Origin of the sequence: Desulfosporosinus youngiae DSM 17734 (assembly GCF_000244895.1) — a bacterium.
GTDB classification, from domain to species: Bacteria; Bacillota; Desulfitobacteriia; order Desulfitobacteriales; family Desulfitobacteriaceae; genus Desulfosporosinus; species Desulfosporosinus youngiae.
In genome coordinates this window covers 150887-166526 of sequence record NZ_CM001441.1, presented here as the reverse complement: position 1 = coordinate 166526, position 15640 = coordinate 150887, and the positions used below count along the sequence as shown (strand labels likewise).

Sequence of the window (15640 nt, the reverse complement as noted above, 5' to 3'; positions counted from 1 at the left end):
TTCTCCTGCAGTGTGGATCGAACGGGTGGAACCCCGGACCTCGCTGCTTTCATTATGCAATACCACTATCACTGATACACGCTGATACACAAAAAGGCCATCTCGTTAGAGATGGCCTTTCGCTTGTTACCTGGCGATGACCTGCTTTCCCAGGAGCTATGCTCCAAGTATCCTTGGCCCTGGAGGTCTTAACTTCCGTGTTCGGTATGGGAACGGGTGGAACCCCTCCGGCATAATCACCAGATGCTGTGCGACGTTCGAGGCGCGATGCTCGAAGTTCGAACTTGAATTGTTTTCTTCGAAAACAAGCATTAAAGATGTTATTCTTTAATCCCTATTCTCTCAAAACTGCACAGAGTCGTTTATCTAGTATCGTCTTAGAATTTGAGCCACTCACCTAGCGTACTCGATTTAGGTCAAGCCCTCGACCGATTAGTACCAGTCAGCTCCACACGTCACCGTGCTTCCACACCTGGCCTATCTACCTGATCTTCCTTCAGGGGTCTTACCAGCTTTTGCTGTGGGAAATCTCATCTTGAGGCCGGTTTCGCGCTTAGATGCTTTCAGCGCTTATCCGCTCCGAATATAGCTACCCAGCTGTGCCTCTGGCGAGACAACTGGTACACCAGGGATTCGTCCATCCCGGTCCTCTCGTACTAGGGACAGATCCTCTCAAATTTCCTGCGCCTGCGACGGATAGGGACCGAACTGTCTCACGACGTTCTGAACCCAGCTCACGTACCGCTTTAATGGGCGAACAGCCCAACCCTTGGGACCTACTACAGCCCCAGGATGCGATGAGCCGACATCGAGGTGCCAAACCTCCCCGTCGATATGGACTCTTGGGGGAGATAAGCCTGTTATCCCCAGGGTAGCTTTTATCCGTTGAGCGATGGCCCTTCCACTCGGTACCACCGGATCACTAAGCCCTACTTTCGTACCTGCCCGACTTGTTGGTCTCGCAGTCAAGCTCCCTTTTGCCTTTACACTCTTCGCGCGATTTCCAACCGCGCTGAGGGAACCTTTGGGCGCCTCCGTTACTCTTTAGGAGGCGACCGCCCCAGTCAAACTGCCCACCTGATACTGTCCCCAACCCCGCTTCAGGGGCCTAGGTTAGAACTTCAGTACAAAAAGAGTGGTATCCCACCGGCGACTCCACCAAGGCTGGCGCCCTAGCTTCTCGGTCTCCCACCTATCCTGTACATTTTATACCAAAATCCAATGTCAAGCTGCAGTAAAGCTCCATGGGGTCTTTCTGTCCTGTCGCAGGTAACCCGCATCTTCACGGGTATTACAATTTCGCCGAGTCCCTCGTTGAGACAGTGTCCAGATCGTTACACCTTTCGTGCGGGTCAGAACTTACCTGACAAGGAATTTCGCTACCTTAGGACCGTTATAGTTACGGCCGCCGTTTACTGGGGCTTCAATTCAAAGCTTCGGGTTGCCCCTAACCTCTCCTCTTAACCTTCCAGCACCGGGCAGGTGTCAGCCCCTATACTTCTCCTTTCGGATTTGCAGGGACCTGTGTTTTTGTTAAACAGTCGCCTGGACCATTTCTCTGCGGCTCACTCTTCAGTGAGCGCCCCTTCTCCCGAAGTTACGGGGCTATTTTGCCGAGTTCCTTAACGAGGGTTTTCTCGCGCGCCTTAGGATTCTCACCCCATCTACCTGTGTCGGTTTACGGTACGGGCACCTGGTCACTCACTAGAGGTTTTTCTTGACAGCCTGGAGTCGGTTACTTCGCTACTTATGTTCGCTCCCCATCACGTCTCAGAGTCTCGCAGGGCGGATTTGCCTACCCTACCTCCTACTCGCTTGGGCGTGCTCGACCAACGGCACGCTTAACCTATCCTTCTGTGTCACCCCATTGCTCAGACATTTCCAGGTGGTACTGGAATTTCAGCCAGTTGTCCATCACCTACGCCTTTCGGCCTCGGCTTAGGTCCCGACTTACCCTGGGCGGACGAGCCTTCCCCAGGAAACCTTAGATTTTCGGCGGGAAGGATTCTCACCTTCCTTTTCGCATACTCATACCGGCATTCTCACTTCTATCCACTCCACCATTCCTTACAGAATGACTTCTCTGCTGATAGAACGCTCCCCTACCCCTGCGCATCAAGCGCAAGCCATAGCTTCGGTGATACACTTGAGCCCCGTTACATTTTCGGCGCAGAACCACTCGACCAGTGAGCTATTACGCACTCTTTAAATGGTGGCTGCTTCTGAGCCAACATCCTGGTTGTCTGTGCAATTCCACATCCTTTCCCACTTAGTGTATACTTTGGGACCTTAGCTGATGGTCTGGGCTGTTTCCCTTTCGACTATGAAGCTTATCCCCCACAGTCTGACTCCCAATCTAAATCCAATGGCATTCGGAGTTTGATAAGGTTCGGTAACCTGGTAAGGCCCCTAGCCTATTCAGTGCTCTACCGCCATCGCTCATCAATTGAGGCTAGCCCTAAAGCTATTTCGGGGAGAACCAGCTATCTCCGTGTTCGATTGGCATTTCACCCCTACCCACAGCTCATCCCCTGCCTTTTCAACGACAGTGAGTTCGGGCCTCCAGTGGGTTTTACCCCACCTTCACCCTGGCCATGGGTAGATCACACGGTTTCGGGTCTACAGCATGCAACTTTCGCCCTCTTCAGACTCGCTTTCGCTTCGGCTCCGGCTTCCCGCCTTAACCTCGCTGCATACCGTAACTCGCCGGTTCATTCTACAAAAGGCACGCCACTACACCAACGTGCTGTGACTGCTTGTAAGCGCACGGTTTCAGGTTCTTTTTCACTCCTCTTCCGAGGTGCTTTTCACCTTTCCCTCACGGTACTGGTTCGCTATCGGTCGCTAAGTAGTATTTAGCCTTGGGAGGTGGTCCTCCCTGCTTCCCACGGGGTTTCACGTGTCCCGCGGTACTCAGGATTCCCTCACAGTTTGGTTTTCTTTCGTCTACAGGAGTGTTACCTTCTTTGCTCGACCTTTCCAGATCGGTTCGACTAGAAATCCATTCTTAAAAGAGGGTCCTACAACCCCGAATCCCGAAGGATTCGGTTTGGGCTCTTCCCGTTTCGCTCGCCGCTACTCAGGGAATCGATGATTCTTTCTTTTCCTCCGGGTACTTAGATGTTTCAGTTCCCCGGGTTGTCTTCTTTAACCTATGGATTCAGCTAAAGATAACCGGACATGACTCCGGTTGGGTTGCCCCATTCGGGTATCCACGGATCAAGACCTGCTTACGATTCCCCGTGGCATTTCGCTGTTAACCGCGCCCTTCTTCGACTCTTAGCGCCTAGGCATCCACCGTACGCCCTTAGTAGCTTGACCTATTGATCGCTACGTCTAGGTTTACTCAAAACTTGCGTTTTGATGTGAATTCTTTGACTTTACTAGTTTTCTTCTCTATGCAGTTTTCAAAGAACATATGAGAATACACAAAATGCACGGCTCGACGTACGAGATAATATTAATCTAATAATCCTATCATTCGTCATCTTATTGCATTTTTCTAATTGAGTTCCTAGAATCAGCACTACTACCGAAGTTCTCTCGAACTTCGAATTTCGCGCTTCGGTAGCTCGATATGATTGGTGGAGGTAAGCGGGATCGAACCGCTGACCTCTTGAATGCCATTCAAGCGCTCTCCCAGCTGAGCTATACCCCCACAATATTGAGTTACCCTTCTGGTCTCTCAAAACTAAACAACAGCTCTCTCCAATGAGTTGCCGATCCCTCGGCTTGAGTCTTGCGACTCGTATTGATCTCTCGTCAAACTCAGTTTCTCAACCTTACTCTCCGAAAGAACCGACCAATAGGATGTTCGTCTAAAGCCTTAGCTCTAAACCGTTCTCCTTAGAAAGGAGGTGATCCAGCCGCACCTTCCGATACGGCTACCTTGTTACGACTTCACCCCAATCATCGGCCCCACCTTCGACGGCTAGCTCCCTTTCGGGTTACCTCACCGGCTTCGGGTGTTGCAGACTTTCGTGGTGTGACGGGCGGTGTGTACAAGGCCCGGGAACGTATTCACCGCAGTATGCTGACCTGCGATTACTAGCGATTCCGACTTCATGCAGGCGAGTTGCAGCCTGCAATCCGAACTGAGACCGGCTTTCTCGGATTGGCTTCACCTCGCGGCTTCGCTTCCGTCTGTACCGGCCATTGTAGCACGTGTGTAGCCCAAGACATAAGGGGCATGATGATTTGACGTCATCCCCACCTTCCTCCGGTTTATCACCGGCAGTCTATCTAGAGTGCTCAACTTCACTTGTTAGCAACTAAATACAGGGGTTGCGCTCGTTGCGGGACTTAACCCAACATCTCACGACACGAGCTGACGACAACCATGCACCACCTGTCTCTCTGCTCCCCGAAGGGCACCCCCATGTTTCCACGGGGTTCAGAGGATGTCAAGCCTTGGTAAGGTTCTTCGCGTTGCGTCGAATTAAACCACATGCTCCACCGCTTGTGCGGGCCCCCGTCAATTCCTTTGAGTTTCAACCTTGCGGCCGTACTCCCCAGGCGGAGTGCTTATTGTGTTAACTGCGGCACAGAAGGGGTCGATACCCTCTACACCTAGCACTCATCGTTTACGGCGTGGACTACCAGGGTATCTAATCCTGTTTGCTCCCCACGCTTTCGCGCCTCAGCGTCAGTTACAGTCCAGAAAGTCGCCTTCGCCACTGGTGTTCCTCCACATATCTACGCATTTCACCGCTACACGTGGAATTCCACTTTCCTCTCCTGTCCTCAAGATCTCCAGTTTCCGATGCACTCTCAGGGTTGAGCCCTGATCTTTCACACCAGACTTAAAAATCCGCCTACGCGCCCTTTACGCCCAATAATTCCGGACAACGCTTGCCCCCTACGTATTACCGCGGCTGCTGGCACGTAGTTAGCCGGGGCTTCCTCCTTGGGTACCGTCATGTGAAATCAATCTTTTCAACCTCACCGTTCTTCCCCAAAGACAGTACTTTACAATCCGAAGACCTTCATCATACACGCGGCGTTGCTCCGTCAGACTTTCGTCCATTGCGGAAGATTCCCCACTGCTGCCTCCCGTAGGAGTCTGGGCCGTGTCTCAGTCCCAGTGTGGCCGTTCACCCTCTCAGGCCGGCTACTGATCGTCGCCTTGGTAGGCCTTTACCCCACCAACCAGCTAATCAGACGCGGGTCCATCCATAATCGATAGCATATTCAGAGGCCATCTTTCCTTAAGTCGTGATGCCACGTCTTAAGATTATCCGGTATTAGCCCTCGTTTCCAAGGGTTGTCCCGGCTTTATGGGTAGGTTACCCACGCGTTACTCACCCGTCCGCCACTAAAACTTTCTCTGAGTAAACTCTTCGAAAGTCTCCGTTCGACTTGCATGTGTTAGGCACGCCGCCAGCGTTCGTCCTGAGCCAGGATCAAACTCTCCAAAAAAAGTTATTTCACTTCTTCTAGAAGAAGATGATTGACTCATGATTTCTTTTGAAACTCTTGCGAGTCTCTCTCATTGGCTGTCCTTGTTGTTTAGTTTTCAAAGACCATTTTTTTCTTGCCCTCAGGGCCGGAATTACATATTAGCATTTTCAGCTTACGCTGTCAATCACTAATTTTCGCAACAAACATTCAACTACCATCATGCGTTTGCTTTAGGTCGTTAATTTTGCGGCACTTCGATATATTACCATTTGATGATTGTATTGTCAATCACTTTTCCGAGTTATTTCTCAATTTTTTTCGGGAATTTGAATTTTTAGTAAAATTAAACCCTTCTGATTTTCAATAAACTTTAGTAGAGACAACACTTACTTCCGGAGACACTAAGTAATCTCTACGACGAACTGCTGCCTGACAGCAGTTCGTCACTTGTGTTAACCAGGATTAGTTTGAGAGTTATGCTTGGAATTTAAGCAGATAGTAGTTTTTCTTTCCCCGCCGTACGACAAGATATTTACCATCTAATCGATCCAGCTGAGAAATGGTTGCTTCTACGTTAGTATTACGAATATCGTTAATATAGATTGCACCATTCTCGATTGATTCCCGAGCTTGACGTTTTGAAGAAACCGCTCCCACTTGAACTAATGCATCAACTAGACTGGTTTCTGGAACTTCAATGGTCGTTGAAGGCACATCACTAAATCCCTCTTCAATCTCCACAGCGGTCAGACTCCCAAGTCCTCCTCCAAAAAATGCATTTGAGATTTTCTCTGCCCGCTCGAGCGCCTCCTGCCCATGGACTAGCTTTGTTACATCTTGTGCCAAGGCACGCTGCGCTCTTCTCTTTTCAGGCTCTTTTTCTACCCCTTGGGCAAGTTCTTCAATTTCTTCTATAGTTAAGAAGGTAAAGTATTTCAAAAACTTAACAACATCTTGGTCATCTGTGTTCAACCAAAATTGATAGAATTTATATGGAGACATCTTCTCAGCATCTAACCAAACTGCTCCTCCTTCAGTTTTGCCGAACTTTGTTCCATCACTTTTAGTAACGAGAGGTAAGGTTAGGCCGTGCATTTCCTTTTCTTCGGTCGAAGTCCGGCGAATTAATTCAATTCCGGAAGTAATGTTACCCCATTGGTCACTGCCGCCAATCTGCATCTCACATCCATACATTTCATTTAGTTTTAAGTAATCATAAGATTGCAGAATCATATAGCTGAATTCCGTAAAGGAAATCCCTTTGCTTAAACGGGACTCGACGGAGTCCTTGGCAAGCATCGCCCCCAAGGGGAAGTTTTTGCCGATATCCCGCAGAAATTCAATGACTTTAAGGGAACCCAGCCAGTCATAATTGTTGGCAAGTATCGCAGGATTGTCCTTTGTTTCAAAATCCAGGAAACGGCCGAATTGATCCTTAATCTTTTGCGTCCACTGTTCAACAACCTCTTGGGGATTTAAGGTCCGTTCGGATACTTTTCCGCTTGGATCACCGATTAAACCAGTCCCTCCTCCTACTAAGGCGATCGCTTTATGTCCAGCCAGTTGGAATCTCCTTAACACTAAAAGTGGCAGCAAGTGTCCAATATGCAAGCTGTCCGCAGTTGGATCGAATCCACAATAAAGCGCCATTGGCCCTTTGGCTAATCTGTTACGCAGTGCATTCTCATCTGTGTGTTGATAAACAAGGCCTCGATCCTTTAACTCTTTAAACATGTCCATACACTTAATCCCCTTTTATTTTTTAGATTGATTTGGCGCGAAGGGCATCTTGAACCTCATTAATTAAGCCAACTTCGAAATCGGGCTTAAAAACAAGGAAGTCCCTCAACAAAACGTTGAGGGACGAAAACACTTCCGCGGTACCACCCACATTGAATCCGTTTTTGAACGGACATCCAGCTTCATCAGCGATAACGAGCTGATCCGGGAGCTTTTCAGACTCCGGTCCTGAGGCGTAACCCTTGGTTTCTGGGCCGGTTCGCACCTAACACCGGCTCTCTGCAACCTTCCGCCAAGATCTTTCTCAGTCATACCATTGACACTATCCACATAAGCTTACATTTGATTATATTATACAGATTCTCCGGCATGCTCGCAACTCCTGGACACACATCTGTCCGGCAGCGAAACTATCCGGAAATAGTACATGATTACTTAGAAGTTCCTAGTCCTTGCAAAAGTATGATATAATTCTAAGAAATTAAATAGCGTCTAGCCTCATTCTTTTTATTTATAGGAGGTTGTCTTATGCCGTTGTCCCGAAAACCAAAGGATCCTAAGCGCTCTAAGCGCCATTCAAAACGACTTCGAATTATACTCTTGTCAATCACGTCCTTAATTGCACTTATGATAGCCGGCTTAGCAATTTTTGTGGTAGTTGCAGCGGCCGGCACCCCAAAATGGGATCCTGCCTTACTAGATAACACCAAGCAATCCTCGTATGTTTATGACAAAGACGGCACCCAATTTGCTCTGTTGCACGGATATGAAAATCGCCAAACTGTAGAGTATTCGAATATCCCCGACCTTGTTAAGGAAACCTTTATTGCTGTGGAAGACAAACGCTTTAAACAACACTTTGGTGTTGATCCTATTCGGATTGTCGGTTCCGCTCTGAATGATATCCGAACCAGAAGCACCAGAGAAGGGGCCAGCACCATTACTATTCAACTTGCCAGTAATGCCTTTATCGCCAACCCTAACGAGGATAGCCTTATCCGAAAGTTACAGGTAAAAATTCAGGAAGCGATTCTTGCTATTCAACTGGAACGGGAATACACCAAAGAAGAAATCCTTACGTTTTACCTAAATAGAATCTTCCTTGGCGAGTCGTCCTTCGGGATCCAAGCTGCTGCCAAGACTTACTTCGGCAAAGATTTAGATGATTTGACTCCAGCTGAAGTTGCTTTGTTGGCAGGTTTACCACAAGCCCCCAGTCAATATAATCCCTATTATCATCCCGATTCAGCCAAAACCCGACGCAATATTGTCCTCAGCGTAATGCGGGATGCCGGCATTATCACCCCAGAAGAGTACGATAAAGAAAAGGAAGTCCCTTTTACCTATGTCCAGTCTATGAAAGAAAGCCGCGGTGGCGCTCAGAAAACAGAAGTTGCTAGTGCAAGCTATAAGTTTCCTTATTTTGTGGATTACGTTATCGAAGAACTTGAAACAACCTATAATTTAACTCCTGACCAGATTTTCAGCGGGGGGTTGCATATTTATACAACCTTAAATCCAAAAATTCAAAGCGCCGCTGAAGCTGCCTTTGCAGATCCGGCTAATTTTCCCCAGGGGATCAATGACAAGAAAGTCGAAGGTGCCATGACAGTTATCGACCATTCCACCGGAGAAATTCAGGCAATGGTCGGGGGCAGGGACTATACACCGCGAGGCCTGAACAGAGCCTGGCAATCCAAGCGACAACCGGGATCAACCATTAAACCATTAGTCGTTTACGGTCCGGCCCTTGAAAAAGGTGGATATTTCCCCGGAACCGTTCTTGATGATATGCCTGTAACCTATAACTTTGGCGGAAGCTCCTGGTCTCCGACTAACTTTGATACGGCAACTAAAGGCTGGAAAGGCCTTATTACCATGCGTTATGCTGTCGAACAGTCTGTCAATATCTATGCAGTTAAACTCCTTGACCTCATTGGAGTCGATTATGGCTGGTCGTTTGGCAAGAATAATCTGGGACTGCCTCTTGAACCAGAAGACCAGGTTTTAAGTCTGGCATTAGGTACAACACATGCAAGTACGCTGGACATGGCAGCAGCTTACGGGGTTTATGCCAACAACGGGGTTAGCATCACAGATCACGCAGTAGTGCAAGTCTTAGACTCTAAAAAAAATATCGTGGTTGACCCTAAGGTTACCAAAAACCGGGTGATGAAGGAAACAACCGCCTATATCATCAACAGTATGCTGCGCAGCGTCGTAACCAGCGGCACAGGAACCAGTGCCCAATTCGGGAACTGGGCTGTTGCAGGCAAAACCGGTACATCTTCGTTACCTGATAACCTCAAAAATAAGACCGGTAACACGGATGCGTGGTTTGCCGGATATACACCTATCTACACAGGTATTGTTTGGATGGGTTATGATTCCAACCCTGACCTGGATAAAAACGGGACTCCAGGACCCTATTATTTGCGCAGCGTGTACGGCGGCGGCTTCCCGGCTAAAATCTGGAAACAAGTCATGACGGCTGCTCATCAGGATCTCACAGTACAGACCAAATTTGAACAACCCTCAGGAATTGTTAGTGGATCCTTTGATACAAAGTCCGGACTCCTTCCCAGCAGCTTAACCCCCTCAAGCTTTATCGCGACGGAGATAGCTGCTCAAGGAGACTTACCCACTCGGATCAGTGATGTCTGGATTCAAAAGGATGTTGATGCAGATCATCCAACTATGTTAGCCTCCCCGAATTCGAAAAACACCATTACCAAAACCTTTTTAAATTTACCGAATCGTAACCCCTCCTGGACTTGGCCTTCCAATGAAGCGCCTTACAAACCTCCGACAGAGGTGGCTCCCGATACAGTTACAGATCCTACTGACGATCCAAAAAATCCCGACGACGATCTCCCTCAAGATACTTCCCTCCCCACACCTGTGCTTGGGGATGTCCAATATAATACCAAAAACTCACGGGTAGTCATCCCGATTACCGGACCACCAGGAAGTCAGAAATATTCCGCTGTCGTCTATGTACAGCGCCCGGGTCAGCCTATTGGCAGCATTCCGGTTAAAATCTCCAATGGAGCCCTTTCATTTACGTTAGCAATAGACGACAAAGCTCCCGGTCCTGGTTCCTATTTCTTCCGGGCCTCATTCCAAGACCCCAAAAAATCAGAGGTTGGTCCCTCTTCCAATTTGGTTAAATTAGTACTGACCAATTAGTATGTGAGTCTGTTACAAAAACGAGCTGAAACCTTCGACGAAGGTCTCAGCTCGTTTTCACTACACCAAGTGTGTATCTTCCTTACTTTAGTTCTACAACCGTCACTCCGGAATCTCCCTCGCCGTACTCTCCCAGCCTGAAACTTCGCACATGAGGATGCCCTCTCAGAAATTCCTGTATCCCCGCTCGCATAGCGCCGGTTCCTTTGCCGTGAATTACATAAATCAGACCGATTCCGCCGAGAACAGCATCATCCATATATTTATCTAAGGCTTCCCTGCCCTCTTCGACAAGCATTCCCCGCAAATCTATTTCGCTGCGGATCTCTTCTGCTTTTCGCACCCCAATGCCCATTTCCCGTGAATATTTGGGCGTGACTTTTTTCTTTTCCTCCTGAGCCAATTTTAATTCTGTCAGTGGTACCATGACTTTCATGATACCCGCCTGTACAAGAACTTCGCCACTGGCATTCGGAAGCTTCACGACTTGCCCTTTCTGCCGGAGCTTGGTCATATAAACTGTCTGCCCCAGCATGATCTGATCTGCAGTCAATTCACTGCCTGACCGTTTTACTTGCCGGCCATGATCTAACTTTGCTGATATACGGTGAAATCCCTGACGGGCTTTTTCAATATCTTGCTGCTGCTTGTTTTCCTTTTTTAAAGCAGCTTTTAACTCTTCAATGATGGCATCGGCTTCCCTTTTGACTCCTCGAATAAGCTCGTTTGCCTCATCCCTTGCCATAGCCATTAATAGTTCAAATTCTTCATCTAAACGTATTGACTTTTCTTCGAGTGCTTTCGTTTGTTTTTCAACCGCACGCCGCCCTGTTTCGGCCTTTTCCTTCTCTAATTCAATCTCTCGGTGGGTTTCGCCCAAATTTTCGATAAGGTCGGCCACTTGCATTTCCCGCTCTGTAACAAAGGTATTGGCCTTTTCCAAGACCCGCTCACTTAAACCCAAGCGTCCTGCAATAGTGAAAGCATTGCTTTTCCCGGGAATACCAATTAACAAACGATAGGTCGGACGCAAGGTTTCAGTGTCAAACTCTACGGAAGCATTTTTGACTCGTGGGGTTTCGTAAGCAAATGTTTTTAGGGCTCCATAGTGGGTTGTTGAAACAGTTCGGCATCCTCGTTCATGCAGTTCTGCAAGAATACCCATCGCAAGGGCTGCCCCTTCTGTCGGATCTGTCCCAGCTCCAACTTCATCAAGCAATACCAAAGAACGCCCGTCTGCCCGATTAATAATTTCCACGATGTTTTTCATATGCCCTGAGAAGGTACTTAGGGATTGCTCGACACTTTGTTCGTCGCCAATGTCGGCAAATATCTGAGTGAAAACTCCCATGCGCGAATCACTTTCCGCGGGAATTTGTAAACCAGATTGATTCATAGCTGCCATGAGTCCGACAACTTTGAGAGCTACCGTTTTCCCTCCAGTATTAGGCCCGGTAATCACTAAGGTATCGAAATCAATCCCTAATTCTAAGGAAAGTGGAACAACTCCGCCACTAATTAATGGATGCCTGGCTTGGACGAGCTTCATTTGCTGCCCTGCAACCAATTCGGGGGTACCTGCATTCATAGTTACACTTAAATGAGCTTTGGCAACCACAAGATCTAATTGAGCTAAAGCCTCATGCAGATCTGCAATCTCATCCGCACGAGCCTCGATTTGAGCTGAGAGCATTTGCAGAATCCGTTGAACTTCACGTTGTTCTTTCAAAATCACTTCACGTAGTTCGTTGCCTAAATGAACCACCGGCATGGGTTCAATGAATAAGGTTGCTCCGCTCGCCGATTGATCGTGGACAATACCGGGAAATGAAGTGCGGTATTCTTGCTTGATCGGTATTACATAACGATCCGATCGCTGTGTAATAATAGGATCTTGCAGCATTTTCTGATAACCGGAGTTCCGCAAAGTTCCTTCAAGGCTTTCCCGAATACGGTTCTGCAAACGGTTTATAGATCGCCTTAAGTCCGCCAGTTCCGGAGAGGCATTGTCCGCCACCTTTCCATCTTCTGAAATACAGCGGGTGATTTCATCTTCGAGAACCTTTTGCGGCTCGATGGGAAACACGATATCCCATAGCCCGGGAAACTCCTCTCTGGATTCCAGCAGGAGTTGTTTTGTCTTGCGTCCGACTCGCAGAGTGTCCCGGATTTCAAGAAGTTCTTCTCCTTGAATCACCCCTCCACGTAAACATCGCTCTATATAGGACCGGATTTCTTTAGATCCGCGGACGGAAAAAAGCGGATTTCCTCGCAGGAGATTCTTTGCTTCTTCCGTCTTTTGCAGCTCTGTGCGAACCCATTCCAACTCGACATAAGGTTTTAAGCCAATGGCTAATTCCTTTGCCCGCGGAAGAATACAGTATTCGGCTAAACGTGATAATACTTTTGGAAAGTCCAGTTTATTAAGGACCTTATTATCGATTTCCATGGTTCCTCCTTCATTCATTCGAAACACCCATATTATCCAAGAAACCTGCTTCGCTGAAGCCTCACGCTCGTGAACTCGTTTAACAATTGATAAAAAGAATGTAAACTATAACACGCCGCGGAAGAAATGCCCTTTTGTAAATCCTTCGGGGAAAAGAGCGGCTAACTCAGACATCCCGTCATTTGAGGCGGACATCCCTTTCTTGCCGACCTTTAATCCATCCCAGGCCTCATTAAACAAACGTACAATCTGATGAACTTGTGTGGGCGTTTGTCTTGTCAATTGCAAGCGAATCGTTGAAAATCCCATACGCCGTATTTGGGCGAGCTCTTCATAGAGGTTAAGGATTTTAACATTAAAAAGGTGCATCCGGCACTCCTGGTCGGTTTCCACCGGAAAATCATAACGCATGCGATCACGTAAAAAGTAAGGTTCTTTTACACATGCTCTGTTACAGTGTTCACCTTTTTTTCCTCCCAGAGTTGACCCTACTGGGCAGTATTCACTCACCATCATCTCCAGATCTCCAAACACAATGACCTCCGCACCCTGCCATTTAGCTAAATGAGCAAGTTGTTCATGGTGCAGCTCGGGAGAAAGGGTTATCTTTTTTGCTCCTTGCCGATAAAAATAGGCAAGACTTGCTTCATTAAAAACATTTAAGGAATAATCCACTTCAAACGGCCAATCCGGATTAATAGACTTCAATAGTTCCAACTCACCGAGGTTGGCAACCATTACGTTTGGAGTTTCTCCCCACCCGGCTGCTTTTTTTAAATCTAAGAGAAGCCTTTCACTCTGAGCTTGATTCAGTACACGCGGCAAACGCCACACACAATCAATTCCCTGCCTTCTGCAAGTTTTAATACTAGTCTGAATCTCTTCCAAAGAAAAAGCGCCCCGTGAGCGCCAATGCTCGCCCCCAATCAATACCCGTTGTGCTCCCGCTTTCAGAGCGGCTTCCATTGTTAGCCTATCGCTGACCGCCACAGAAATCTGAGGGACCGTATCTGTATTTTTATTAAACCTTGCACGATCATCTGCCTGACGTTGTTTCCATTGCTGAATTCTCTGCTTATATACTTGCTTATCAACCCTTTGTCGCGGTTCCGTTTTTAATAACCTCTCAACTGCTAAGCGGCGCATTTCGTTAAGCTCACTAACGGGGAGCATAATATCCTCATCTATCTCCAGCTCCAGCTTGTCTAACCAAAAGGGTGTTGTCCCTAATCGTCCCAACTGCTGAAAGGCGTAGTCCAACGTCAGCGGCCTCTTCAAAGCCTTCTGAGCTGCGCTCGCCGAAAAAACCGTGGTTGTACGCCGGGCGTCTGCCACCTCTAAGCACAATTTATCCCCTAGATGTCCGGATAACCGCATGGTTAACGGGCTTTTCCGCTGTTCTCGGCCCTCTTGAAAACTTTGTCGGGCTTTTTCCATGAGTAACGCATCATTGGTTTTAAAAACCCTGTCTCCAGATTGTGCTGTTCCGGAAAACTCTATCTGTACGGTTTCCCCTGGCACTCCTCCATTAACCTCTTTTCCATTGTTCCAAATCAGACCAACAGTAATCCCTTCCCGCCCGCGGCCTGTCCAAAATTCGATTCCATCTCCCGTGTGCAATTTGGACTCCAGCTTAATGGACAATCGTCCATGTTCTAAGCGGACCACTCGGCCGAGACGGGTTCCCCGATTATTGGGGCGGCTATAGCTCATAAGCTCTGCGCCTTGGTTTTCTCTTAGATAACCCGTCGTAAACTCCCGGTTAAATACCTGTAATAATTCCTGATGCTCGTCTTGGGTCAGCAACGGCGCAGCTTCGCTGCCATCTTGCTGATCCCCGATACGATCTATAGCTTGCCGATAGAGCCGAATGACCGTTGCTACGTATTCTGGCCGCTTCATTCTGCCTTCTACTTTAAGAGAGTGAATGCCAATTCGTTTTAGCTCAGCCAACTCCTCCGCTAAATTCAAATCCCGGGGACTTAATAAGTGTTCTCCAACATTCTTCTGAGCCAACAGGTCCTGCTTCTCGTTATTAACGAGCTGATACGTCATCCTGCAAGGCTGGGCACAAGTACCTCTATTTCCGCTCCGCCCGCCAATAAAACTCGACATCAGGCACTGTCCTGAATACCCTATACAAAGTGCACCATGCACAAAAACTTCAATATCCAGCGGCGTCTTATCTGCGATCTCTTGCATTTCCTTAGCCGAGGTCTCCCGTGCCAGCACAACCCGGCTAAAGCCAAGAGATTCCAAGTGATGAACACCCCAACTTGTGTTCACGGTCATTTGCGTGCTGGCATGGGTCTCCAGCTCGGGCAGAATGGTCTGAATTAATTCTGCAATCCCTACATCTTGCAAAATCACGGCGTCGGCCCCTATTTCGTATAAAGCATGAACATAATCCATCAACTCCTGAAACTCCTGGTCGGCAATAAGAATATTCACGGTCACATATACCTTAACTTGGCGTTCATGGGCATAGCGAACCGCCTTTTGCAGCTCTTCCAGGTCAAAATTCGCAGCGCTTGCCCTTGCACTAAAGTTTTTCCCACCAAGATAAACAGCATCGGCGCCGTTTTCTACGGCTGCTTTAAAGGCCTCAAAACTTCCCGCCGGAGCCAAAAGCTCCAGGGGCGGTGACTGTTCGGTTATTAGTTCTTTCATTCTAATTAACGTCTCCTGTTCGACAGTAGCTTAATTGATATCTATCCCTGCTTAGCTCAGGGCGCTACTTAATTATAATTGTTTAGCTTTCATTTGTACAATTGAGGTAAAACCAAAAATTATTATTGACACCTTTAATCAGATACCTTAAGATAAAAATAATAAAATACTGGTAGCATGGTAGAACAGTAG

Annotated in this window: 5 protein-coding genes, 1 tRNA gene and 3 rRNA genes; 1 reads left to right on the top strand and 8 read right to left on the bottom strand. The window is 47.8% G+C overall.

What is annotated here, in order from left to right; genetic code table 11:
* Positions 1-128: 128 nt before the first annotated feature.
* From rrf to DESYODRAFT_RS00835, 6 genes are all read right to left on the bottom strand, one after another.
* Positions 129-244, bottom strand: a 5S ribosomal RNA gene (rrf, locus tag DESYODRAFT_RS00860).
* A gap of 168 nt (positions 245-412) precedes the next feature.
* Positions 413-3321, bottom strand: a 23S ribosomal RNA gene (locus DESYODRAFT_RS00855).
* A gap of 261 nt (positions 3322-3582) precedes the next feature.
* Positions 3583-3658: transfer RNA gene (locus DESYODRAFT_RS00850), tRNA-Ala, on the bottom strand.
* Between the two features lie 192 nt (positions 3659-3850).
* Positions 3851-5418 (bottom strand): 16S ribosomal RNA (locus tag DESYODRAFT_RS00845).
* The 16S, 23S and 5S rRNA genes sit together here with 1 tRNA gene alongside, the layout of an rRNA operon.
* 456 nt (positions 5419-5874) lie before the next feature.
* Positions 5875-7140 carry a tyrosine--tRNA ligase gene (gene tyrS, locus DESYODRAFT_RS00840; RefSeq protein ID WP_007778165.1) on the bottom strand — a complete coding sequence of 422 codons (1266 nt, stop codon included), beginning with the start codon at positions 7138-7140 and terminating at the stop codon, positions 5875-5877.
* Positions 7141-7162: 22 nt separating this feature from the next.
* Complete coding sequence (locus DESYODRAFT_RS00835; protein WP_007778164.1) at positions 7163-7405, bottom strand: hypothetical protein; 243 nt, start codon at positions 7403-7405, stop codon at positions 7163-7165.
* Between the two features lie 263 nt (positions 7406-7668).
* Between DESYODRAFT_RS00835 and DESYODRAFT_RS00830 the strand changes: the two genes are divergently transcribed.
* Entirely contained in the window at positions 7669-10329 is a 2661-nt protein-coding gene (locus tag DESYODRAFT_RS00830) for a transglycosylase domain-containing protein (RefSeq protein WP_007778162.1), read from the top strand.
* Between the two features lie 82 nt (positions 10330-10411).
* On the opposite strand, the gene DESYODRAFT_RS00825 is transcribed toward DESYODRAFT_RS00830, so the two are convergent.
* Positions 10412-12778 (bottom strand): endonuclease MutS2, encoded by a 2367-nt coding sequence (locus DESYODRAFT_RS00825; RefSeq protein ID WP_007778160.1) that lies wholly within the window; start codon positions 12776-12778, stop codon positions 10412-10414.
* A 105-nt stretch (positions 12779-12883) separates the two neighbouring features.
* Complete coding sequence (locus DESYODRAFT_RS00820) at positions 12884-15448, bottom strand: U32 family peptidase (protein ID WP_007778157.1); 2565 nt, start codon at positions 15446-15448, stop codon at positions 12884-12886.
* Positions 15449-15640 lie beyond the last annotated feature (192 nt).

Bases quoted from the DNA above. Each gene is read 5' to 3' on its own strand.
- tyrS (WP_007778165.1), bottom strand. From the start codon at position 7,140: ATGGACATGTTTAAAGAGTTAAAGGATCGAGGCCTTGTTTATCAACAC.
- DESYODRAFT_RS00830 (WP_007778162.1), top strand. From the start codon at position 7,669: ATGCCGTTGTCCCGAAAACCAAAGGATCCTAAGCGCTCTAAGCGCCAT.
- DESYODRAFT_RS00825 (WP_007778160.1), bottom strand. From the start codon at position 12,778: ATGGAAATCGATAATAAGGTCCTTAATAAACTGGACTTTCCAAAAGTA.
- DESYODRAFT_RS00820 (WP_007778157.1), bottom strand. From the start codon at position 15,448: ATGAAAGAACTAATAACCGAACAGTCACCGCCCCTGGAGCTTTTGGCT.